Origin of the sequence: Nostoc sphaeroides (assembly GCF_003443655.1) — a bacterium.
Lineage (GTDB): Bacteria > Cyanobacteriota > Cyanobacteriia > Cyanobacteriales > Nostocaceae > Nostoc > Nostoc sphaeroides.
This window is the reverse complement of the sequence record NZ_CP031941.1, coordinates 3435724-3459150: the sequence shown is the minus strand read 5'-3', so window position 1 is coordinate 3459150 and position 23427 is coordinate 3435724. Positions and strand designations below refer to the sequence as shown.

The window sequence follows — 23427 nt, the reverse complement described above, 5'->3', positions numbered from 1 at the left end:
CCCCTGCCTCATCCCCCATTCCCCACTCCCAATCAACCTGTATTTCTCATCCCGGCTGCAATCCCATTAATAGTTAACAATGCTCCTCGCAGTAACTCACCTTTGCTGTAACGAGAATGAATTACTCCAGAAGTAGCAGTAGTATTTTGGGACTGCCGTAAGCGCTTGAGTAGTGAAACTTGGATAAATCCCAAGGGGACAATTGTGCCATTGCGTAACTGCACAGATCGTTGCAACACAGGATCGCCATCTAACAGTTGATTGTGATCGGTGATTTTTAACACTAAATCTCTTGTGAGATAGAACTCGCTGGCAATTTGATCAAAAACTTTGGCAAAACGAAGTTGATCTTCTGGTTTTGACAATTCTTGAACGTAGTGATGTGCCATTTGCATATCTACTTTTGCCAAGGTCATCTCGGCTTTAGAAATCACCATCTTGAAGAACGGCCATTTAACGTAAAAGTAGCGGAGCAATTTCAAATGTTCTTCTGGTTCTTCGTTCAAGAATTCTTGTAAAGCTGTGCCAACGCCGTACCAGGAAGGAAGTAAAAAGCGGGTTTGTGTCCAGCTAAATACCCAAGGAATAGCTCGCAGACTACTTAAATCTTTCTTACCAGATGGACGGCGGGCTGGACGAGAACTAATTTGTAGCTGGCTAATTTCTTCAATGGGAGTTACTTCGTGGAAGAAGTCAACAAAATCAGGCTGTTCGTAGATTAAAGCCCGATAATGTTGACGCGATCGCACTGCTAATTCTTCCATAATCTCATTCCAGGGTTCAATATCATCAAACCCTGTCCGCAGCAGACTAGCTTGAATTACAGCAGTGGTAATGGTTTCCATGTGGTATAATGCCAAGTCCAACAAGGAGTATTTAGAAGCCAAAACTTCCCCTTGTTCGGTAATCTTGATTCGCCCATTGATACTATGACCTGGTTGAGCCAAAATTGCCTCGTAAGCAGGGCCACCACCCCGTCCCACAGAACCGCCGCGTCCGTGAAAAATCCGCAAATTTATATCATAGTTTTCTGCTATTTGTTGCAGTGATTTTTGAGCTTTATGAATTTCCCAGTTGCTGCTTAAAAACCCAGAGTCTTTGTTGCTGTCAGAATACCCCAGCATTACTTCTTGTAAGTTTGGGGGGAGGGGGGAGGCGGGGGCAGGGGATGAATTTTCATCCACAACACTCTCTGTTTTTGTTTGTTCGTAGCCGCCAGCTAATAAAGCGCGATATAAGGGGAGTTCAAACAGTTTCCGCATGACGCTTCTGGAGCGTTGTAAGTCTTCTACTGTTTCAAATAGGGGGACTACTTGAATCGTTCCGACAGCAATTGCGGGGTCAAAAAGTCTGGCTTCTTTGCCTAAAAGCAAGACTTCCAGCACGTCGCTCACGTCGCGGCACATGCTGATAATGTAAGTTTGGCAGATTTTAAGACCAAATTCTTGTTGCAGCGATCGCACGACGCGAAAGGTTTCAATGACATCGTTGGTTTTTTGAGAAAATGGCAATTCTGCCGGAATTAATGGCCGCCTGGTTTGTAGTTCTCCTGTGAGCCAAGCGACTCTTTGCTCCTCGGATAGTTCGTTGTAAGGTTGAGGTAATATTTGCAGGTATTGTAGTATCTCATTGAGCGCATCGGCGTGGCGAGATGATTCTTGGCGGATATCTAGCTGTGTCAAGTTAAAACCAAAAATTTCTACCTGACAGATCAGATTTTCTAATTCTCGACAGCTTAAACCTGTTTCTGTCAAGTTGCGCTGAATCATCCGCAGTTCTGCTAAAAAATCGTCTCCCGAAAGATACAGGGGGCTATCTTGATTTTTTGGCGTTTCCCGATTGTACAAAGCTAGATTGCGATCGCGAGTATTTTCTAGGCGTTTGAGCACATAAGCCAGTTTCAGCCGATAGGGTTCTTGGCGATAACGCAGCGCTAGTGCGTCATATACCTCACTCAACTGGGACTGATCCAACTCTAGAGATTCCAGCAAATCTGGTAAGACATCACTCCAGTGCATCGACACACTCAATAATTCAATCAGATTTTTCACTGACTGAATATATCTCCCTAGCACCATTTTGCGTTGATAGCAAGCTGTCTGCCAGGTAATTTCTGGTGTGACTGAGGGGTTCCCATCCCTATCTGAGCCTACCCAAGAACCGAAAGAGCAAAAGTTTTTGCTCGGTGGTTCTAGCCAAGGAAAGGTACTAGATAGGGTGTGTTTGAAACGTTTATAAAGTTGAGGAATGCCATCAAATAAAACTTCTTGGAAGTAGTGCAGCGCATAATCTACTTCATCTAGCACAGTGGGTTTGAACTGGTGAAGCTCGTCTGTACGCCACCACAGGCGAATTTCTTCGAGCAATTGTTCGCGCACATCTGCTGCTTCCCAAGCATATCCCCCAGCTGTCGCACCAGAATGGTTTTCCAAGGCATCCAGCTTTTGCAATAGTTGTACTACCTGGCGCTGCTTATCCCGGATGGTATGACGAACAATTTCCGTCGGGTGCGCTGTGAAAACTAACCGTATATCCAGATGTGCAATTAAACGTTGAATTTGCTGGGGTGGTACATTCAGTTTGAATAAATAGGGAAACAAGGCAGCAAAAGTACCTTTTGGTTTGACTTGCGCTTTTTCTAGATAATTCTTTCTGAGCAAGTCTGCTGCTATTCCCTTGCTAACAGGCGCGTCATCTTCTCTTTGATTGGAAGAATAGTTGACATTGGATGCTCTTTCTGCATCTGTAGCCTCTGTTTCTGCCTCATAGCGACTCAATTGCTGCCGTTGTTCGTATTCCTGCTCAATGATGTTAATCAACTGAAAATACAGAGCGAAAGCACGAGCTGCGCGAATTGCTTCGTTGATATTTAGTTGTTCAATCAATTTTACGGCTGAGGATGCTTGGTCATTTGTTGCTTGTCCTTCTGGTGAACACAAATTGCGCAACTGCCGCAACAAGTCTACCATGTTTTGACCGCATTCTTGCCTCAGAACTGACTCCCACAATTCTTCCACTACCTGGAGACGATGACGCAAAAATAATTCCGACACCGGGTATATATCCGCAGTTTGAGACGAAGAGTATAAAAGGGAACCCATATTCTCTATTGTTGTAAAGCTAATTACTGTTTACGCTTCTAGGTTGTGCAATTAATGCTCACCAAGTTTTTCCTGAGCAAATAATTATTTGGTGTATATTTTCTAAGTTTGATTAGTTTCGCTATCTTCTGGGAAGTCGAGATTGGGTAAGCGATCGCCTCGCAATAATTCTTCACTGGCTTCCCCTATGGCTTCTAATGCCCTTACTGTACTTTTTCCGGTAATGAGCAGCAGTAATATAGACGCTGTACCTATTTGTAAAAGGAAAGATTGGGGAATGCTAAAGAAATCCAGATTGGATACGGGGTTAGTTGAGGGTTGTTGATTGGCGGGAGGCATTGCTAATTCTTGGTTATGGGAATATGAGTTAAAAAGAGTTAGGAGTTAGGAGTTAGGAGTTAGGGGTTAGGGGTTAGGAGTTAGAAGTTATGATTACTCCAAAGATCATCAAGAGACGGAGTTTAAATGAGATAAGCTTGTTGTTTGTTTCGCCCATCAGGGCCGTTAGCTTAGTGGGACACGAGTCCAGCTTTAAACGACAAGTGATCAGCCAGTCATATAGAATTATTCTGACTCCTGGCTCCTGTACAGACAAGGGTTAATCACGTCTCTCATAACTCCTAACTCCTAACTCCTAACTCCTAACTTCTTAATTCTGACTCCCTATTAGTAAAATAAACGCAAAACTCAACATTAGTCAGACTTGCAACCTGTACAAGACTATCTTGGCCGATTTTATGAGCTACGAAGGTAACAAAATTGTTAAAAAAAAACGTCGGAGTGTGGTAGACCTATGGTTCTAGTTTACAAGTGCAGGCACTATCCCCCAACAATCGCTTCTTGTAAAGTTAACTGAGCATGAAAACAGTATTACCAGATCGCCAGCAATCCTTAGTGCAGTGGATAAGCCAAGCAACAGGGATCAACACTTTCGGGGTGAAAGTCCGGTTACGGGGAAATAACCTTCATATTCTTTGTGAAGGTACAGAATGTCCGCAGCGTTGGCATACTTTGTCTGACTTGCTGCAAGCACTACAGCAGACAGACTTGGATATTCTCACAAGCGACGAACAACCCTCAATATATCAAGTATTTGTCTATGGCCGAAGAAAAGGGGAACAGCGCCCCTCATGGTGCCATCGGGTTTACTTGAATCAAATAGATAAGCATCTAGAGCAGGTAAAGGAAGCGCTGCTAGAAGATTCGGAAAAATCAAAACAATCGGCTGGGGCGCTGATTGTCTCTAACGAAAGTTTGGCACGCCAAGGAAACCCAGAAGCGATCGCTCGATATTTGAGCGAAACTCTGAGTACGTTAGGTGTATCAGTACAGGCAAAGATTAAGCCATATAAGCCAAAGAACTCTCAGCCAGAAGAAAATCGCTTGTGGATATTTTGCCAGTCGAGCTATAGCCCTGATGCATCATTGCTTGCTGAACCAATAGCACAAAAGTTGCGTTATCTCAAGCTTATCGGCTACCAAGATGCAATAATTGTTTCCCAGGTGAGCGGCGAGACTGCCCCTGATTGGCTGCTGCGGGTGGATTTGACGCCACCAGAGGTAATGCTGAAGGAATGGGCGCGTTGGGGCGATATACAAGCGATCGCGCGATTATTAACTGAGGTATTGTCAGGGTTAAAAGTTGCTGTCCAAGCTTTTCTGAAAGAATCAACGCTACATATCTTTTGTAGTCCAGCTTTTGATCCTTTGGGAACTACGCCAATCCCCGACAAGGAAGTGTGCTTAGAGGCGATTTTACCCCAGTTAGAAGCGATCGCACCTCAAGGCATTCTCGCCGCCACCATATACGGACAAAAAGCAGGCGACAATGAACCAACTTGGATTGATTGGGTAGCTTTACCTGCGGCAAATTATCCCGCCTTTGCTACATCACCGCTAGATTTGGCGAATACTGGTGATGAACCAGCCATCATATTTTTACTAGAGCGTTTACTCAATCCTGACCTAGATTGGCGTTTATTAACAGGTGGAGTTCGCGTCCTTCTGCTGAACAAAAATGATTTATTGCACATCATGTGTGATGCACCTGTTTGTCCAGGGCGTCAACAAGTAGCAACTAAAGTTACCCAGTTTATCCGCCAGTTAAAAATTCCCGGTATTATGGGGGTACGTGTCTACGGTCGTCGGGCTGGGAATAAAGAACCTTTTTGGAACTATGGTGTTGATATTGAGCATCGCCAACGTATAGTACCAGAAGCAACCCCAGAATTTGCTGCTACTTCTAAATACGTTAACGAGCTAGTAACCTCTGACACTAGTGAGCCAATTTTGCGCCCCGACTTAACGACAGAAGAAATTCAAACTTTTGTCACAGAAATCGCGCGAGATTGGCTGACAACGGCGAGTACAACCGCGAAAAAATTCCTGTTACAAAGCCAGTTATTTATCGAAAGCGATCAGTCAGCAGAACAAAGCCCTGATGTTCAAGGACTTAAGGTTGCTATAGTGTGGGGAACACTGGGATTATTACTTACCCTTCAAACTGATTGGGTATTGGGTCGAATTATTGCAAGTACTACACCTTCGCCAAAAGCTGCCAGTGTCTTGCCTTCATCATCTTCTGGGCAAAACGCATCTTTGACATCTGGGAAAACTCAGAGTGAGAAAACAACATTTTTTACCAGCACTTCCAAAACAAAATCTTCTCCAAATCAGAGTTCTGTATTTAATGCTTCGGAGTTTACCCAAACTGATGATACTCCGACAAATAATTTGGCAGCCGCACCACTGAAAGAAAAAGCAACCGCTACCGCTATTCTATTAGCAGCGCGATCGCAGATGCCAAGTTTTAATGTCAGGCAGTTAGACGAGCAACTAGCACTGTATAAACAGCGTTTGGCTAGAACAGGTACTCCACCAGATGTGTTGATTATTGGCTCCTCCCGCGCTCTCAGGGGAGTAGATCCCGCAGCACTTTCTAAAGCTTTAGCGACTCAGGGCTATCCAAATATTGATGTATTTAACTTTGGAATCAACGGTGCCACCGCCCAAGTTGTAGACTTTGTGATTCGCCACGTACTGGAACCATCAGAACTGCCTAAAGTAATTATCTGGGCAGATGGGGCCCGTGCTTTCAACGGTGGACGCGAAGATATTACCTTTAAATCCATCGCTGCATCAGCTGGTTATAAACAAGCATTCCAAAAAGCCCCAACAACTGCTAATAACAGCGATTCGCCCGAAAATCAGGTAAATTCGGGAGAAGAAAAGATAAAAGAAGAAAAACCGGAAATTAGCGCATACCAAGCTGTCAATCAGTCGTTAAATCAGGCTCTAGCATCTCTTTCTGCTAGCTATCAAAACCGCGACCAAATAAAAAGTTTACTGCAAAAACTACCGCTTATAATTGGTCGCAATCAGACAGTTGCATCACAAAGACAGCTAACAGATGGTACTTTAGATGAGAGTATTTCTCAGCAAGCAGTTGATTTTGATGGCTTTCTACCTTTGTCAATTCGCTTCAATCCTGCTAGATATTATCAAAAACATTCTAGAGTTCCCGGAAATTACGACAACGACTATAAATCTTTCCAAATAGAAGGACAGCAAGATGCTGCCTTTCAAGAAGTGCTTCAGTTTGCCCAGTCTCAGAAAATTTCCTTAGTGTTTGTCAACATGCCTCTGACAGAAGATTATTTAGATCCAGTGCGTAGACAATATGAGCAAGAATTTCAGCAATATATGCTGCGTCTAGCTACTAATCCCAACTTTATTTATCGAGATTTGAGTCAACAGTGGCTAAAAGCAAATGATTATTTTTCTGATCCCAGCCACCTCAACCGCTTTGGAGCATACGAAGTCTCCAAAAAGCTGGCTAATGATCCGATGATTCCCTGGCCAGTAAAGTAGCGTCTTTACAATAATCAGTCCTTTGTCTTGACGGCGATTTATCGCGTCTCTTGCCTTAACCGAACCGTATTGGGAGCAGGGGAAGAATAACCATTAATTATTGATCAATGCCCAATCACAAATGACAAATGACAAATGACAAATGACAAATGACAAATGACAAATAACTAAAAAATGAACTTTATATCAATTTTTTATGGGCTGTTCTTGTTGAGTGTACTAGGAATTTATTGGTCTTTAGCACAACAGAAATTGCGATTGTGGACGCTGCTAATTGCCAGCTTGGTTTTCTACGCATCTTTGCAGATGCAGTACATACCATTACTACTAGCATTGACGTATATTAATTTTCGTGTGGGGCTAGAGATTGGGAAAAATACCTCACCCGGAAAACATTCTCTTGACTGGCAAATTTCTAATGAAGAGTGGCAATTTGCCCAAGGTGACTGGAATCGCCGTCGTTTAAAAGTTTTGTGGCTGGGGATATTTCTAAATGTTTTACTATTATTAGGTTATAAGTATTTTACTCCTTTATTCAAGTTTGTTTTTAATGTGCAAACAAACTCACCCGATAGCTCTTTTAAATTAATTGCACCTTTGGGAATTTCATTTTTTACCTTTGAATGCATTGCCTATTTAATAGATGTCTATCGCGGTGCCCCTGCTACTGAGCAGTTTCTCAAATTTGCTACCTACAAATTATTCTTCGTCAAACTGATTTCAGGCCCCATTACGCGCTACCACAACTTAGGAAATCAATTCAATACACTAAACTTACCCAATAGCGATAAAGTAGCTGAGGCGCTGTGGTTGATTGCTAGAGGGGCAGTCAAAAAAGGTATTTTTGCAGACCACCTTGGTATTTTCGTCGATTTATGTTTTGGTAATCTACAAAGGGCGGGTAGTACCGATTTGTGGTTAGCTACATTTGCCTACGGTTTGCAATTATATCTAGATTTCAACGGTTACGTAGACATCGCCCGTGGTAGTGCGATGCTTTTCGGCTTGGTTCTACCTGAAAATTTCGATTTTCCCTACTTCAGCACCAATATTTCCGAATTTTGGCGGCGCTGGCATATCACTCTAGGAGATTGGCTACGTAATTATGTATACTTTCCTTTGGGTGGTTCCCGTCGGGGTTTAGTCCGTACCTGCTGGAATTTATTTATTGTGATGCTAATTGCTGGTATCTGGCACGGTGCTGCTTTGGGTTATGTAGTTTGGGGCATCTTGCACGGATTAGCCTTGGTGGTTCATCGACTTACAGATACTATGAGCGATCGCTTTGAAAATCTAGAACAATTCTGGCAAAATCCTCTAGGTATCTTTTTCGCTTGGTTATTAACCCAACTGATGGTTTTTACCTCTTGGATTTGGTTCCGTCTACCTAACCTCGAAGACTCTTCTTTGGTAATTCGGCATCTTTGGGGTTATCCGGCTGACGCTCAGTTTGCTCAAAAAGTCTATGTAGATGCCTTAAATATGAGCCAATCTCAACTTGCTTGGGTACTTGTAGCTATAGCTGCCCTTATGGCTCTAGTCTATACCTTCAACCGAATACTGAAGTTAGAGTTTAACTGGCCTCTTAAGCTTGTCTTCGTTCCCCTATGTTTCTACGCTGTTTGGTTATTAGCTCCTGAAGGCAGTTTGCCCTATATCTACTTTGATTTTTGATAAACATAAGACAACTTACAACTTATTATTTCTTTACAAATAAACAAAACTTAAAACTTTTGCAATCAGCTTTTTGTAAAGGAATGTAAAGAGAATTAACTAGGCGATCGCGTCATTGAAAGTTATAGCTAGTTTGGAGTTGAAACGCCTTAATATACTACTTTTATCACTATTGTTTATAGTAGGAAAACTTTACAGTTCGATGAGTTTGTTAAAGAATTATGTTACAGAATATTAAGTCAGAGATCGCGTCCAAGTAAATTCATGTAGACTGTATTTCAACAGGCAAAATAAATCTTGCTTGTTCCATATTTAACAACCCATAGCACTTATAAAACAATGACCACAACCTTACAACGGCGCTCTGACGCCAACGTATGGGATCGCTTTTGCGAGTGGATCACCAGCACCGACAATCGTATATATATCGGTTGGTTTGGTGTACTCATGATCCCAACCCTACTAGCTGCTACTGCTTGCTTCGTAATTGCTTTCATCGCAGCACCTCCAGTAGACATCGATGGTATCCGCGAACCCGTTGCAGGTTCCTTGATCTACGGAAATAACATCATCTCTGGCGCAGTTGTTCCTTCCTCCAACGCTATCGGCTTGCACTTCTACCCCATTTGGGAAGCAGCTTCCTTAGATGAGTGGTTGTACAACGGCGGCCCTTACCAATTGGTAGTTTTCCACTTCTTGATCGGTTGCGCTTGCTACCTTGGTCGTCAGTGGGAACTTTCTTACCGTTTAGGTATGCGTCCTTGGATTTGCGTAGCTTACAGCGCACCTTTGGCTTCCGCTACCGCAGTATTCTTGATCTACCCAATCGGTCAAGGTTCATTCTCTGATGGTATGCCTTTGGGTATCTCTGGAACCTTCAACTTCATGATTGTGTTCCAAGCAGAACATAACATCTTGATGCACCCCTTCCACATGTTAGGTGTGGCTGGTGTATTCGGCGGTTCATTGTTCTCTGCAATGCACGGTTCCTTGGTTACATCTTCCTTGGTGCGTGAAACCACCGAAACCGAATCTCTTAACTACGGTTACAAGTTCGGTCAAGAAGAAGAAACCTACAACATCGTTGCAGCCCACGGCTACTTCGGTCGTTTGATTTTCCAATATGCTTCCTTCAACAACAGCCGTTCACTGCACTTCTTCTTAGCAGCTTGGCCTGTCGTCGGTATCTGGTTCACCGCTTTGGGTATCAGCACGATGGCGTTCAACTTGAACGGTTTCAACTTCAACCAATCAGTTATTGACTCCCAAGGTCGCGTTATCAGCACCTGGGCAGACGTAATCAACCGCGCTAACTTGGGTATGGAAGTAATGCACGAGCGTAACGCTCACAACTTCCCCTTAGACTTAGCTGCTGGTGAAGTTACTCCTGTCGCTCTAACTGCTCCTGCTATCAACGGTTAATTCTGAAAATTTAGCTAAATAAAAAGCGCCCTCCAGAGATGGGGGACGCTTTTTTTGTTAGATTCAAGCTACAACTCCTATGGATGAGGAATCAGGTAATGACTGCTTCTGTGGAACATGGCTATGGCTTAAATAATAGCGCTTTTATCCCTCCTTTAGAAAGTGGCGATCGCTTAACCCGCCACGAATTTGAGCGGCGTTATACAGCAATGCCCAATAAAAAAGCAGAATTAATCGAAGGAGTAGTTTACGTGGCATCACCACTGCGTTTTAGAAGTCATGGTTTACCTCATGGAAACTTAATTGTCTGGTTAGGAAATTACAAAGTTTCCACTCCAGGCGTAGAGCTAGGCGACAATGCTACCGTGCGCTTGGATTTAGACAATGAACCACAACCTGATGTTTTGCTGTTGATAGATAAACCAACCAGAGGACAGGCACAAATCAGTGAAGATGATTACGTAGAAGGCGCACCGGAATTAGTAGCAGAAGTAGCAGCCAGTAGCGCATCTATTGATTTGTACGACAAAAAACGTGCCTACCGCCGCAACGGAGTGCAGGAATATATCGTCTGGCAAACTTTAGAGAATAAACTCGACTGGTTCTGTTTGCAAAATGGTGAATATTTACCACTTGTGGCAGATGCAGATGGTGTGATTAAAAGTAAAGTATTTCCAGGTTTGTGGTTAGCTGTCACCTCACTCATTACAGGAGACATGACCACAGTTTTAGCAGTGCTGCAACAAGGGTTAAATTCAAAAGAACACACGGAGTTTGTTGAGCGTTTAACTTAGTAAAACTTAATACAATTGTCTTGAAAAATAAATATAAATTATTCGTGTAAAACGTGATATGTTGATCGCACCTGCAATCTACGGTTAATTGTAATTTAAAATTCACCGCGCCCTCTAGACAGAGAGCGCTTTTTTTATACAGATAAAATATAAAAAAATATCTGGTGTATTTGGGTACAATTCGGTTAAGGCAAGAGACGCGATAAATCGCCGTCAAGACAAAGGACTGATTATTGTAAAGACGGCGATTTATCGCGTCTTTGTGATCTAGGATGTGTCATGAAAAAACCTTATCCGAACCTGATTGTGGTGTATTTGGGTACAATTACTAAATTGTTACTCATTTATATTAGTAAATGCTTTGGTATAAATAAAAATAATTATCAAAACTTTGAGTAGTGAGTAAACTAACTACTGTGGTTATACCCAGAGTTAAGATTGATTGTATTTCCACTGACTAGAAATCTCAGATTTTAATTTTCGTCTCAATTCAATATAAAATCTAAAACTTAAAATCTAAAATCAACATGGCAAACCTAACTCCTAATTCTAGTTTTAGTTTGACACTGCGCTTGCAGATTCCCAATCGTGTGGGGATGTTAGCATCGATAACCCAGGCGATCGCAACTACTGGTGGTAATCTCGGTCAAATTGATTTAATCGAGCAAACCCGCAAAGAATCCACCCGCGATATTACCGTTGATGCTGCTAGTACTGAACACGCTGAAACCATTGTGCAAGCAGTCAAAGCATTGCCAGACATCAAGTTACTCAGCGTCTACGATCGCACCTTTAATTTGCATCGTGGTGGCAAAATCAGCATTACTAGCAGAATTCCCTTAAAAAGTGTGTCTGATTTAGCAATGGCTTACACACCTGGAGTTGGTCGAATTTGTACAGCGATCGCTCAAGATCCAGAGGAAGTTTACAAATTAACCATCAAACAAAACACTGTTGCCATTGTTACCGATGGTAGTGCCGTTTTGGGATTGGGAAATCTCGGCCCAGCAGCAGCCTTACCAGTTATGGAAGGTAAAGCAATGCTATTTAAGGAATTTGCGGGGCTAGATGCTTTTCCCATTTGTCTGGCTACTCAAGATACAGAAGAGATTATCCAGACAGTCAAGAACATCGCGCCAGTTTTTGGGGGTGTGAATTTAGAGGATATCGCTGCACCTCGCTGCTTTGAAATTGAAAGAAGATTGCGCGAAGAGTTAGATATCCCCGTTTTTCATGATGATCAGCATGGTACAGCAATTGTCACCTTGGCAGCGTTGTTTAACTCACTAAAGCTGGTAAATAAGTCAATGGCGGAAATCCGCATCGTGATTAATGGTGCTGGGGCGGCGGGAGTAGCGATCGCTCGATTACTCCGTAAAGCTGGGGCAGAAAAAATCTGGATGTGCGACTCTAAAGGGATTATCTCTACTAGTCGTACCGATTTGACAGAAGAAAAACTCGAATTTGCCGTGAAAGCGCAGGGTACATTAGCGGGTGCAATGCAAGGGGCAGATGTATTTATTGGAGTCAGCGCACCGGGAGTTTTGACACCAGAAATGGTGCAATCGATGGCGAAAGATGCAATTGTGTTTGCAATGGCAAATCCGATTCCAGAGATTCAGCCAGAATTAATCAGCAAAGATGTAGCTGTGATCGCTACCGGTCGTAGTGATTACCCGAATCAAATCAATAACGTTTTAGCTTTTCCTGGGGTATTCCGTGGTGCTTTAGATTGTCGGGCCCATACAATTACCACCACAATGTACCTAGAAGCCGCAAATGCGATCGCTTCTTTAGTTAAGCCTTCAGACTTAGATCGGGAACATATTATCCCTTCCGTCTTTGATGAGCGCGTCGTCACTGCTGTTGCTGCTGCTGTACAACAAGCAGCGCGTCAAGAAGGTATCGCTCGGAATTAATTCAAATAATGACTTTTATGGGATGGGCATCTCGCCCGTCCCACAGCACATCCTTATATGCAATTTCCTATAGGGAAATTGCCAAAACCAGCAAAGCATTTTGGGTACTCTCCATCATTTTATGATTTCGGTTGTACAGCTTGCCTAACAACTTGTTCGTCCAAACCTAATGCTTGGGCTATTTGTTCAATACTCAATCCTAACGCCCATAGCTGAGGTATTGTTTCTAACTTGCCTTCTAGCTTGCCTTCTAGCTTGCCTTCTAGCTTGCCTTCTTCTTTACCCTCTTCTTTACCCTCTGCAAAAACTTCTTGGTAAAATTTAGTTTGCTTTAACTCACTTAATCCGAACATTTTTCCCATCTCCTCCCGGCTCAAGCGCGGCAATTTGTAGATTAATATCGTTTCTATCAATTGTATAATTTCCCTTTGTTGGGCGGCATTGAGAATTTCTTTTCGGGCGCTGTTTACAATCTCTATAGCTTTCGCTGTTGCAGTTGATTCTGGTTCTATGATTAGTTTGACTGTCTCAATCCCGATTGATGATGTGGGAATTGAGCTTAACTCGTTGAGGTAAACGCGAGTCACTCGTTGTGAGTTAAGTAATTCTGCATATCTTTCTGTATCTCCACTATCAACGCTGCGATTGGGAAAGATGACAACACCACGCCAGGTGTTAGTTAATTCAGTTTTGTCGAGATAGTTAAAGATTTCGGCGAATAAACGGGAATAAATTTTTTTATCGGGTTGAAATTGCACCTCAGCAAAATAAATGGGTAGTTCTGGAGTATTAGGTAAAAATACACCATCAATTCTAAATGCCAATTGTTTGACTTCGACTGAAGAAAATTGATAAGCACTGGCTAGTGATGACGGTTGGTTAATGAGTTCAAAGAACGTGCTGGGGAAGCTTTGAAAGATGCGATAAAAGATACTGTCGGTTTTCACTCTAGACAATTGAAGCTAGTTTTACAGTTGATGAGCATATTTTACAGTTTTGCCATCGCTCATTATGATTGAAGGCTAGCGAAACACTCGTCCCCATTTGGTGATTGGATTATAAATAAAGCAGGATCATCCAAAACACCATCGTGTCAACTGTTTGCAATGAAGTATCAAGCTGGCGACGAGTTTTTACAAGAACTGCCACTAATTTTAGCGGGGCCAATTCTAAAACATACCGAAACGAAGTCAGTAACGGTATGGGTGGCACTGAAACAGTCTTGTCAGATAGAACTCAAGGTTTATAGCACAACAAATGATGGTGAAGTATTAAGAGATTGCTTATTAGAAGGCCAACACTCTACCGTCGCTTTGGGCAAGTATCTTCACATTGCTGCTATAACGGCTCGGTCTACGGAGGGGCATTGTTTAACTAATAACCGCATCTATGCATACGACCTCCAATTTACTCTCGCTGACCAAAACCCCCAAACGCTGCAACAAGCATTATGCTCAAACTCCTCTCCTACAGTCAGCATCAGCTACTTTGAACATCAAAAACCAACCTTTGTTCTACCGCCAAACCGTCTGCAAGATTTGCAAATTATCCATGCTTCCTGCCGTAAACCTCATGGTCATGGGTTTGATGCACTGCCAATTCTCGACAGTTTGATTGAGTCAAAAGCAAATCAACCCCAACACCGTCCGCACCAGCTATTCCTCACCGGAGATCAAATTTACGGCGACGATGTAGCAGATCCCTCCCTGTGGGTTGCTAGTACTCTTGGTGATGCCCTCTTGGGTTGGGAAGAACAACTTCCTGTAAATGGAGTTTACAGCACTCCCCAGCAACTACCCCCTGGAGAACGGGCTGATGTTGCGACAAATCAAGCTGGGTTGACCGCAGGATTACATAATAAAGCTGAGAAAGTTAACAGTCATCTTTTCAGCCTGGGTGAATATTACGCTACTTATTTACTAGCTTGGTCGCCAGTATGCTGGCCCGCCGCATTTCCCAAAGGACACCAAGTAACGCGCGATCGCCATGCTATCAAGCACTGGAATCGAGCAGTGCGGCATTTACGCCAATTCATTTATACCCTTGGGAAAGTGCGCCGCGCCCTTGCCAATATTCCCATGTACACCATCTTTGATGACCATGATATTACTGATGACTGGAATTTGAACCAAGCTTGGTGTTTGCGAGTATTAGGGCGTCCCTTGGGGCGAAGAATAGTCCAAAATGCATTGTTAGCTTACACGGTGTTTCAAGCTTGGGGCAATACGCCTGAGCAATTTGCAGAAGGGAAACCAGGTGAAAAGCTGTTGCAGGCTGCACAAGCTTGGTCAGCTTCTCAAGGAAGAGATGCCAAGGCTGATGAAGCGATCGCTCGCTATGTAGGTATGCCAGCCTATGATCCCCACACAGATTTACCTATTTTAGTCCGAGATGGTGCAGTGTTCATTCTGGATCGACATCCTGAAGCAATTACTTGGAATTACATAGTCAGGAGCGATCGCCATGAAGTAATTGTGCTGGATACGCGGACTTGGCGTGGTTATCCAGCCGATCAAAAAGCGATCGCACCACCGATGCTATTGTGTCCAAAAGCCTTTGAACAACAACTAGTTTTACCTTTACAACAAATAGCTGAACAAACTCAGATTCAAACTACATTTGTGATTGCGCCCACAAACGTATTTGGACTACAGGTGATTGATTGGATTCACCATTGGCAGTTACAACAAGAGAAAGTTTTTTCAACGGATGTTGGAGATGCTTGGAACATTAATGTTGAAGCACTAGCGAAATTTTTAACCACTTTGTTTGAGGAACGTCAACAAGTTGTTATTCTATCAGGAGATATCCACTACAGTTCTGTTGCTCACTTGTCTTATGCACGCACTCATTCCAAATTACAGTCTGTTTTAGTGCAATTAACCGCTAGTGCATTAAAGAATGAAGAGATTTTGACGCGGCTGATTCATACACGATTAAAACATTGGCTGCTACCAGAAAAGGTGCGACATTGGATAGGTTGGAGCAATCCACCCAATATGGTAGAAATTTCAGAGAAACAATTACACCATAATCGCCAGTTGCTGACTAACTCTGAGTGGCATTGTGTGTTGGAGTGGATACCTCGAAACAGCGTTCAGAATTCTCGCTTCCAAGCAGATATATCATCGTTGATAGCTCCCTGGAAACGAGCCGAAAATGCCAAATGGAAATGGTTACAACCCCTGATGTTTTGGAAATTTCGTTGGGTTCAGGAGGGTCGAGAAGTTGTTGGATTTAACAATTTAGGTCTGGTTCACTTTGAGTTAGTAGATGGGAGTAGTTATTGCAAAGTTATTCAAGATTTGTACTGGTTTTCTTCTTGGTATCCAACTCAAGTTGTTTACAGCCGTTTTGAGAGCCAGCTAACGCCTAATAAGTCATTATTACGATGACCCCGGAAGCTCCCCCCAACCCACCGAAGTAAAGTTTAGTTGCAAAAAAAATTCCTCCCATCCAGAAGTGATAATCTAATAATTGAAGCTAATAAAGCTATCCCTGGCAGATATAACAGCTGCATTTGGAATGTAGTAAGAGGTAAAAAACGCTGTTTAACTTAAATCTGTCTCGTCAAAACACAGCAACACCCAACGCGAAAACTGCTATTTCCTCAAATATCGAAGATTAGGGGGCACTGTAACTGATTTTCAGAACTTGTTTACACAAGCGATGAAAGTTAGTATATCCCTGGCTATGATAAAGAATGAGAGGAGATAGTTCAGCGAGTAGAGGTTAGGGTGTTGTTCTGTTTAAAGAGAAGTCTAAGATAGGGACTGTTCTTAGTGTAAGATTATACAAAGTTAAATAGTAAAAAATAGTTTAAATAGCGCCTTATGTCAATTATTGCGCTCAGAGCGTGGTATCTACAGGATTACGAGCCGATTGCAGAACTGGAAAAACGTCCGCCGGACATTCGCTTAAGCAAAAAAAGCTTGCTGAGATCAGCATTGAGAGCAGACTTTTTAGAAGAAAGCGACGAAGTTAAGAAATCAATTTGGTTTGGACGCTATCTGGAAGGGGAAAATATTGAATTTTATATTGAAGGTAGTGGTGGCTATTGCGTCGCCAACATTGACTTAATTAGTCATGAAATTTATTTTACCAAACAGGCGCTGTTGGCTCAGTTAGAACCAACGATTTTTTTATCGTATCAAACAGAGTATGCCGCAGCGACGAATGTTCTCAGAGAAGAACTGCGAAAAAGTTTGGACATTTTAAACAAGCGATCGCGACAACATTTAACATTAGTAGAATCCTCTCGCCCCAGTGATGCTACTGTACGGATTAACCGCACGATCATGCGAAAAATCCGTAAGAGTTTGTTATTTATCGCTGATACCACGCCCATTGCTACTATTGACGGTAAAGAAACTCCTCAAGTAATTCCTAGTCCGAATGTCTGTATTGAGATTGGCTATGCCATCCAAAGTAAGCGGTCTGAACAGATTTTATTAGCGCACATGCAACGCCCCGATTTTGAAGGGCAATTTCCTTTCGACTTACCGACACAGCAAATTTTGCAATTCCAAGACACCACAGAACTAAATAAAATCCTAACAGGAACGCTTCAAAATCAACTAGCACGATTCAAGTTGTTTTATTGAGCAATTTATCATAAGTTATCCAACTATAGCAGTTCTCGTTTACGTCAATTTAGCGTGAAAGCCAGCCTAGAACTAGCTTTTAGATTGTCTCGTTCCCCTGCTCCGACTGGGAATGCCCATCGTTGGGGCTGCCGCCTCCCGAACTCGCGGCAGCAGCCCAACGATCAGCATTTCCAGCCTCTGGCTGGAAACGAGATTTGAAAAGCGTTTGAGCTTAAGTTGACACCAATGGGCAGTGCCGTGCCCCTACACCTCGTGATGTAAAAGAGGGGAAATAGTCTCTTAAAGCCCCCCAATATATCGGGGGGTTGAATAACTTTGAGGTAATAGAGATATAAAACATAAAAACCCCTTTGAATTAGGATTTAAAATATACGAACAGGTTTACTTTGCAGCTTGGAAGTAATAGAACTGACCCGATCAACCATAGAAATCATGTATTTGTAATCTGGTACTTGTCCATTGGGTACATACCCTACTTCTTGAGCTAAACCTGAAGGCGCATCGCTCATTACTTTACGGATGAACTCTTGACGGTTACGTTCGACATTAGGCCCAATCAAGACCACACCCAAGGGTACATAGTGAGGGTCTTTAAATAGGATGCGGAATTGGGTTGATCCCAACTGTGAACCGTAGAGACTCAATTCAGCCTCCGAGACAGCACAGGCGATCGCTTTTCCCTCAGCAACCAATTCCAGCGCGGCTTTGGGCGTCGGTGCAAATAGAATCTCTGCTAATGTTGTACCAAAAAGATTGTAAAGTGGGAAATAGTATCCTGTTGCTGAACCTAACTGACCTAAAGCCACTGTTTGACCTTGTAGCTGTTTTAAGTCGGTTATGGGATTGTCTTTGCGGACAACGAAGATTGAACGCAAATTACTAATACCTATTAAAGGAAACAGAGGTAGATATTGGTGACGTGCGATCGCGATCGCAGCTAAACCCGGTGGAGCAAATACCAACGACCAAGCACGAGCCTCAAGGCGCTCAACCGCTTTGTTTTCATTAAAAACAGGCTCTAGCTGAATTAATGCATTTGTCTTCTCACCCAAGTAATTGTTAAATTTAGCATATTGGTTAATTATTTGTTCGCCTCCACCATAGTTGATCACACCAATAGTTAATGTGCCCTCAAACTCTCGTGGTGATTGGCAAGCGGCAAATGTCAAACCTAGCAGATTAAACAGAAAGAAACGACGGGGAAATCGCAAAAACATCACTAATTATGCTTAAGGGAATAACTTGGTCAAGACTAATTTAGATAACTTTGATTGCTGCCTAAATAGGTTATATTGCAGCAAAAAATTAATATTTATTTAAATGTTACTGGGATGGTTTATAATAGGTATAAATAAATATTAAACAAACTTATATACCGCCTTTGTTGCTTAGGTTATGTTAAACAAAATTACGTTAAAAAACTTAAAAATAGGTGCTAAATTTAACTTACTTTTAATATTAGTTTTCATTATCAGCATTTTGGGTAGTGGCGTTGCCTTATCCAGTGTACTTCAGGGAAGGGCGCAAAATGAAGTCGCTTCCCAAGCAGAGATTCTCATCCAAATGGTAAACGCAGTTAGAAACTATACACAAAATCGTATAATTCCCCTATTGGAAGCTAGAGTAGATACTAACCCAACGTTCATACCTGAAGTAATACCAACCTTTTCCGCTAAAGAGGTTTTTGAAAATTTTCGTAAAAACCCGGAATATAGTAACTTTTTTCATAAAGATGCAACACTTAATCCAACTAATTTAGCAGATAAAGCCGATAGTTTTGAAACTCAACTTGTAGAGCGTTTTCGCAACGAACCCAATACTTTAGAAATTACCGGCTTTCGCACCTTGTCAGAAGGCGAAGTATTTTATATTGCGCGACCACTTAAGATTACAGAGCAGCGATGTCTGCGGTGTCATTCTACACCAGATAAAGCTCCTAAGAGTCAGTTGATAACTTATGGCTTGGAAAATGGTTATGGCTGGCAGCTAAATGATATTGTTTCTGCCCAAATAGTCTCTGTTCCTTCTGAAGATATTTTTACCAATGCCAAACGGACTTGGATATGGATAATGGGACTTTTAATTGCGATCTTTGCGATCGTACTTTTCTTAATTAACTTTTTAATCAAAAAATATGTGATTCAGCGTATTAGAAGAATAGAGAAAATAGCTCAAAAAGTCAGCATTGGTGATATGAATGCTGATTTTGAAGAAAGTTCTAAAGATGAAATTGGCGGTTTAGCAGAAGCATTTAATCGGATGAAAGCTAGCTTAAAAATAGCTATGGAGATGCTGAATAACCAAAGCTGATACCATTTTGGATTATCAAATAAACATAAAATAAAATCCTAGTTTGTAGTGAGCGATTCATCGCTCAAAAGAAGGATTATCAGGACTAAAGTCCTTACCCTTCGGGTGACGCTCGTACCTCGCTAACGCTGCGCTATCGTTAGTCGCTCATGGGGGAAACCCCCAAGACCGCGCTAACTCACTACAAACTTTAATTTATTTAGGACTTAGGCGTTGCTGAAATTGCAAAGCTTTTTGAGGTTCGGGAATTTGTGATGCTAAAACATTCACAAAATCTGCACGAGAACCTTGCCCAGAAGACCTAACAGCTTTTTGGACTAATAACCTAGCTATTGGCCCAATTAAATCAGCCAATTCTCGTTCGCACTGATGCACAAAACTATCGTTGATTACTTGAGGTTCTTGATTTGGTAAATTATTTGGCTTAATTTCAGATTGAACACTAAGTTGCTGTAGCGAAGTACGTTTATCTAGTAAAAACATTGTTTTCTTCTTAAAATCAATTTGTTGATTTCCTCGAAGATGAAGCGCCAATTGACTAATTAACTCTTCACAGTTGGGCGCTGATGCTGCAACTTGTCGTAGTAATCTTGAGGCAACGGGGCCGACAAATTGCAAAAGAATTGTTTCCAACCGACTATAATTTTCCCCAGAAAGGATAAAAGCAGACGGATACTCAATTGAGTTTTGTTGAGATGAAGCTTCAGGCGGTTGTGTAAAAGATAGTAGTTCAAGTGATTGCGCTTCTACTTTAGTATCGAGATGCTTAAGCACCTGTAGAACTTCAGCCGCAGACTGATAGCGCTGTTTAAAGTGGTGTAGCACCATCTTAGATAGCACAGATGCCAACTCAGAACTGACGTTAGCCTGATGCTGCCAAGAAATTTCTCCTGTATCTGGGTCTTCCTCAAAGTTTATCGGATGTAACCCCGTTAGCGATTGAATACCAATAATGCCCAAGGAATAAATATCGCTGTTGGGGCGCGGCTTACCTTGCCCCTGTTCTGTAGACATATATCCTGGAGTACCAATGGCAATAGTAGCCACAGTGCGTGCTGGCAATGTAAGCAGTTGAGTTTGGACTTGTTTGACTGCGCCAAAGTCAATCAGCACTAACTTGTCGTCTTGTTGCCGCCTGATTATATTGTCCGGCTTGATATCTCGATGGATAACGTTGCGGCTGTGAATAAATTGCAGAATATCCAACATCTGTTGGAGAAATTGAATTACTTTCTCTTCTGTCCAAGATTGATTGGGGAACAGTTCCGCTTTTAGAGTATGCCCTTCAATAAACTCTTGCACCAAGAAGAACTCTTGGTTTTCTTCAAAATAGGCTAAAAGTCGAGGAATCTGGTCATGGTAACCCAGTTGTTCTAGTGTTTCTGCCTCACTAGTAAATAGCCGTCTGGCAGTTTCGAGAAATTCAGGGCTACGAGTGACGGGCTTAAGGTGTTTGACAACGCATTTCGGGAAACCTGGTCGGCGGGTGTCTTGGGCTATGTAGGTTTGACCGAATCCACCTTTACCTAAGGTCTGGAGAACTTGGTAACGTCCGTCTAATAATTGTCCTAACATTGTGTCACAAGCCTTAAGTCCTCAAATTCATCTTGGCACAACTACCAGCTTTAGTAAGGTTTCTTGAGATAGAAAGTAGGTAGTACTGAGATTTGAAGGTTTTTTGAGGATTGTACTAAAGGTTCACTTGATAACTGTTTTTCAACAATGCCAATGATTTATCAGAGGTTGATTGGAATGTCATGCAAGAGCTAAACAAACTTACACTTTTTCAGTAAATTCATGTAAATAATTGCATTTTAAGTGCTTATCATTACTATCAATATCTTTGAGATTGGATTCAGGGTGGATTAGAGTCAGAGGTAAAGAAGCTTATGTTTAAGTTTTGCTGATGCACACGCAAAGACTCTAAAATCCAAAAAGATTTTAGAGTCTTACATCCTTATAGAGTGTGATGAAATACGATACAACAATGTCTGTTACTACAACAAGGGGAACCCCAACAACACACAGGGTAAGCGCGTCTCAAACGCTATTGACAAGCGGATTGTGAGGCATCATTATTATGTTGGGATAAACAAGCAGCAAGAATAGTGAGCATATAATTGTTATCCATTGCAGCTCGATTCGATTTTTGACGATTACTGCGTTTCAAAGATTGTTCCCGGTTCAAAGCATTAAGAGCAATTCGTCTGAGTAAAGACAGATTGTATGGTGCATGTCCGGTACGAACACGGCAAGCATCTTCATTGAAAGTGACGTCCAAAGTCCAATGTAGACCATTCTCAACGCCCCAATGGAGACGGATAGCTCGTCCCAGAATAAGCGCGTCACTGTCTAAGCTAGTTAAATAAAATTGAACCTCATGGGTAATTTTGTTCCATAAGTGTCGCAGTCGTACCACCATGACAACGGTTTTCAGACCTAACCAATCAGCTTGTTGATGCAATGGAGGTAATTGAGAAATAGGCACAGTCCAAACTTGTCTTTTTTCAGTGCGATGATGCCCCTTTTCTATCCGCTCGTCGTAGCTAAAAGTTATACCCTCAAAATTGAGAGCTTGTGCTTGTTCAAACCAAGTTTTAATTTGCCCATGAAGTGTAGGATGGTTGGCTTTCAGTGCTAGGACGTAATCAGCATGGGCCTTATGTATTTGAGCGGCTATTGCCGTTTGTGTACCCATTGCATCAATGGTAATGATACATCCAGCCAGATCAAGTAACTCTAGTAGCGCGGGAATTGCCGTGATTTCGTTCGATTTATCTGTCACCTTCACTTGCCCCAGAACAAGACGATGTTCAGTTGCCCATGCGCTGACTAAATGTAAAGCTGATTTTTTCTTCTCTCTGTCGTATGAACCTCTGAGAGTCTTGCCATCAATGGGAATTACCTGCGCTCCCATTGTTTCAACAATCGACTGTACCCACCTCTGAAAGCAACGCTCAAATACTTTGGGGTTAATCCGTTCAAACACTCGGCGAAAGGTATCTGGACAAGGAATGCCATTTGGTAAAGCTAAAAATTCTCTCAACCAATCAAGTTTACTCAACCCATAGTTTTCCATATCTTCCCATGCTTTACCTCCTGCGATCGCAGATAAAATACCGATGATTAAAATATCTGTTAACAAGTGGGCACGGGTGCGTTGTACACGAGGGTCTTCTATCTCGCTAAAATAGCTCTGTATTTGTTCTGTTACTGCTGTGGCACTGGGCACGTTCGGCTGGAAATTAGTTTGACGCCGTGAACGAGTAGAGTTTAAGCGTGATGCCATAAGACAGCCTCTGATATGTGAATAAAAGCTCTGCTTATTAACGTACTACTTAATACATTTCATGCTTACACAAATATATTTCACTCATACTTTGGCAAATTAGTCTGTACTTTTAAGCACAAATTTAGATGCGCTTACCCTGCAACAACACACTGGCTCCTTTTAAGTGCCGTGACAAACTAGTTTGTGTTACTAAAAGCTTTGCTCATTTTCGGTAATTCGATCATCGCATTACTTACGGGTGCTGTGCGCGATCGCAGACTGTTAAGCGCGAATGCAATCTTGGCGAACAAAGTGCTGACTAGGTAAAGATGAAGTCTCTGGAGACACTGACATTGGTAGTGTCTTGAACGACAGCAATCAAGTCACTAGTTTGAGTTCGTGATTTGGCGATTCGCTCCTCCCTAATCCTTCAGTTAACGATCTCCTCGCAGACCTGAT

14 protein-coding genes are annotated in these 23427 nt (G+C 42.3%); 8 read left to right on the top strand and 6 right to left on the bottom strand.

The window, feature by feature from the left end; genetic code table 11:
- Nucleotides 1–32 precede the first annotated feature (32 nt).
- Both ppc and D1367_RS15175 read right to left on the bottom strand, forming a co-directional pair.
- Entirely contained in the window at nt 33–3101 is a 3069-nt protein-coding gene (gene ppc / locus D1367_RS15180) for a phosphoenolpyruvate carboxylase (protein ID WP_118167184.1), read from the bottom strand.
- Between the two features lie 102 nt (nt 3102–3203).
- The gene (locus D1367_RS15175) at nt 3204–3440 is read right to left on the bottom strand and encodes a hypothetical protein (RefSeq protein WP_118167183.1); all 237 of its coding nucleotides are present in this window, start codon (nt 3438–3440) and stop codon (nt 3204–3206) included.
- 519 nt (nt 3441–3959) lie between these two features.
- Between D1367_RS15175 and D1367_RS15170 the strand changes: the two genes are divergently transcribed.
- The 5 genes from D1367_RS15170 (at nt 3960) to D1367_RS15150 (ending at nt 12780) form a co-directional block, all read left to right on the top strand.
- Entirely contained in the window at nt 3960–6971 is a 3012-nt protein-coding gene (locus D1367_RS15170) for a DUF1574 family protein (RefSeq protein ID WP_118167182.1), read from the top strand.
- 174 nt (nt 6972–7145) lie between these two features.
- The gene (locus D1367_RS15165) at nt 7146–8645 is read left to right on the top strand and encodes an MBOAT family O-acyltransferase (RefSeq protein WP_118167181.1); all 1500 of its coding nucleotides are present in this window, start codon (nt 7146–7148) and stop codon (nt 8643–8645) included.
- A gap of 339 nt (nt 8646–8984) precedes the next feature.
- Nucleotides 8985–10067 (top strand): photosystem II q(b) protein, encoded by a 1083-nt coding sequence (gene psbA / locus D1367_RS15160; RefSeq protein WP_118171473.1) that lies wholly within the window; start codon nt 8985–8987, stop codon nt 10065–10067.
- Nucleotides 10068–10165: 98 nt separating this feature from the next.
- Nucleotides 10166–10861, top strand: a complete 696-nt coding sequence (locus tag D1367_RS15155) for a Uma2 family endonuclease (RefSeq protein ID WP_118167180.1) — start codon at nt 10166–10168, stop codon at nt 10859–10861.
- A gap of 527 nt (nt 10862–11388) precedes the next feature.
- Entirely contained in the window at nt 11389–12780 is a 1392-nt protein-coding gene (locus tag D1367_RS15150; RefSeq protein WP_118167179.1) for a malic enzyme-like NAD(P)-binding protein, read from the top strand.
- A 119-nt stretch (nt 12781–12899) separates the two neighbouring features.
- On the opposite strand, the gene D1367_RS15145 is transcribed toward D1367_RS15150, so the two are convergent.
- Nucleotides 12900–13727, bottom strand: coding sequence for an Rpn family recombination-promoting nuclease/putative transposase (locus D1367_RS15145; RefSeq protein ID WP_118167178.1), 828 nt, complete (start codon nt 13725–13727; stop codon nt 12900–12902).
- Between the two features lie 159 nt (nt 13728–13886).
- Between D1367_RS15145 and D1367_RS15140 the strand changes: the two genes are divergently transcribed.
- Together D1367_RS15140 and D1367_RS15135 are read left to right on the top strand one after the other, a co-directional pair.
- Nucleotides 13887–16175 carry an alkaline phosphatase D family protein gene (locus D1367_RS15140; RefSeq protein ID WP_118167177.1) on the top strand — a complete coding sequence of 763 codons (2289 nt, stop codon included), beginning with the start codon at nt 13887–13889 and terminating at the stop codon, nt 16173–16175.
- A gap of 438 nt (nt 16176–16613) precedes the next feature.
- Nucleotides 16614–17384, top strand: a complete 771-nt coding sequence (locus D1367_RS15135; protein ID WP_118167176.1) for a hypothetical protein — start codon at nt 16614–16616, stop codon at nt 17382–17384.
- 365 nt (nt 17385–17749) lie between these two features.
- Here the strand turns inward: D1367_RS15135 and D1367_RS15130 are convergent, their stop codons facing one another.
- Nucleotides 17750–18604: a phosphate/phosphite/phosphonate ABC transporter substrate-binding protein gene (locus D1367_RS15130; protein WP_118167175.1), complete on the bottom strand. Its 855-nt coding sequence runs from the start codon at nt 18602–18604 to the stop codon at nt 17750–17752.
- A 178-nt stretch (nt 18605–18782) separates the two neighbouring features.
- On the opposite strand from D1367_RS15130, the gene D1367_RS15125 reads away from it, so the two are divergent.
- Complete coding sequence (locus tag D1367_RS15125; RefSeq protein ID WP_118167174.1) at nt 18783–19697, top strand: c-type heme family protein; 915 nt, start codon at nt 18783–18785, stop codon at nt 19695–19697.
- 195 nt (nt 19698–19892) lie between these two features.
- On the opposite strand, the gene D1367_RS15120 is transcribed toward D1367_RS15125, so the two are convergent.
- Both D1367_RS15120 and D1367_RS15115 read right to left on the bottom strand, forming a co-directional pair.
- A complete protein-coding gene (locus tag D1367_RS15120; protein WP_118167173.1) occupies nt 19893–21272 on the bottom strand; it encodes a serine/threonine-protein kinase in 1380 nt (459 codons plus the stop codon).
- 472 nt (nt 21273–21744) lie between these two features.
- Nucleotides 21745–22986, bottom strand: coding sequence for an ISAs1 family transposase (locus D1367_RS15115; protein ID WP_228674863.1), 1242 nt, complete (start codon nt 22984–22986; stop codon nt 21745–21747).
- Between the last annotated feature and the right edge of the window lie 441 nt (nt 22987–23427).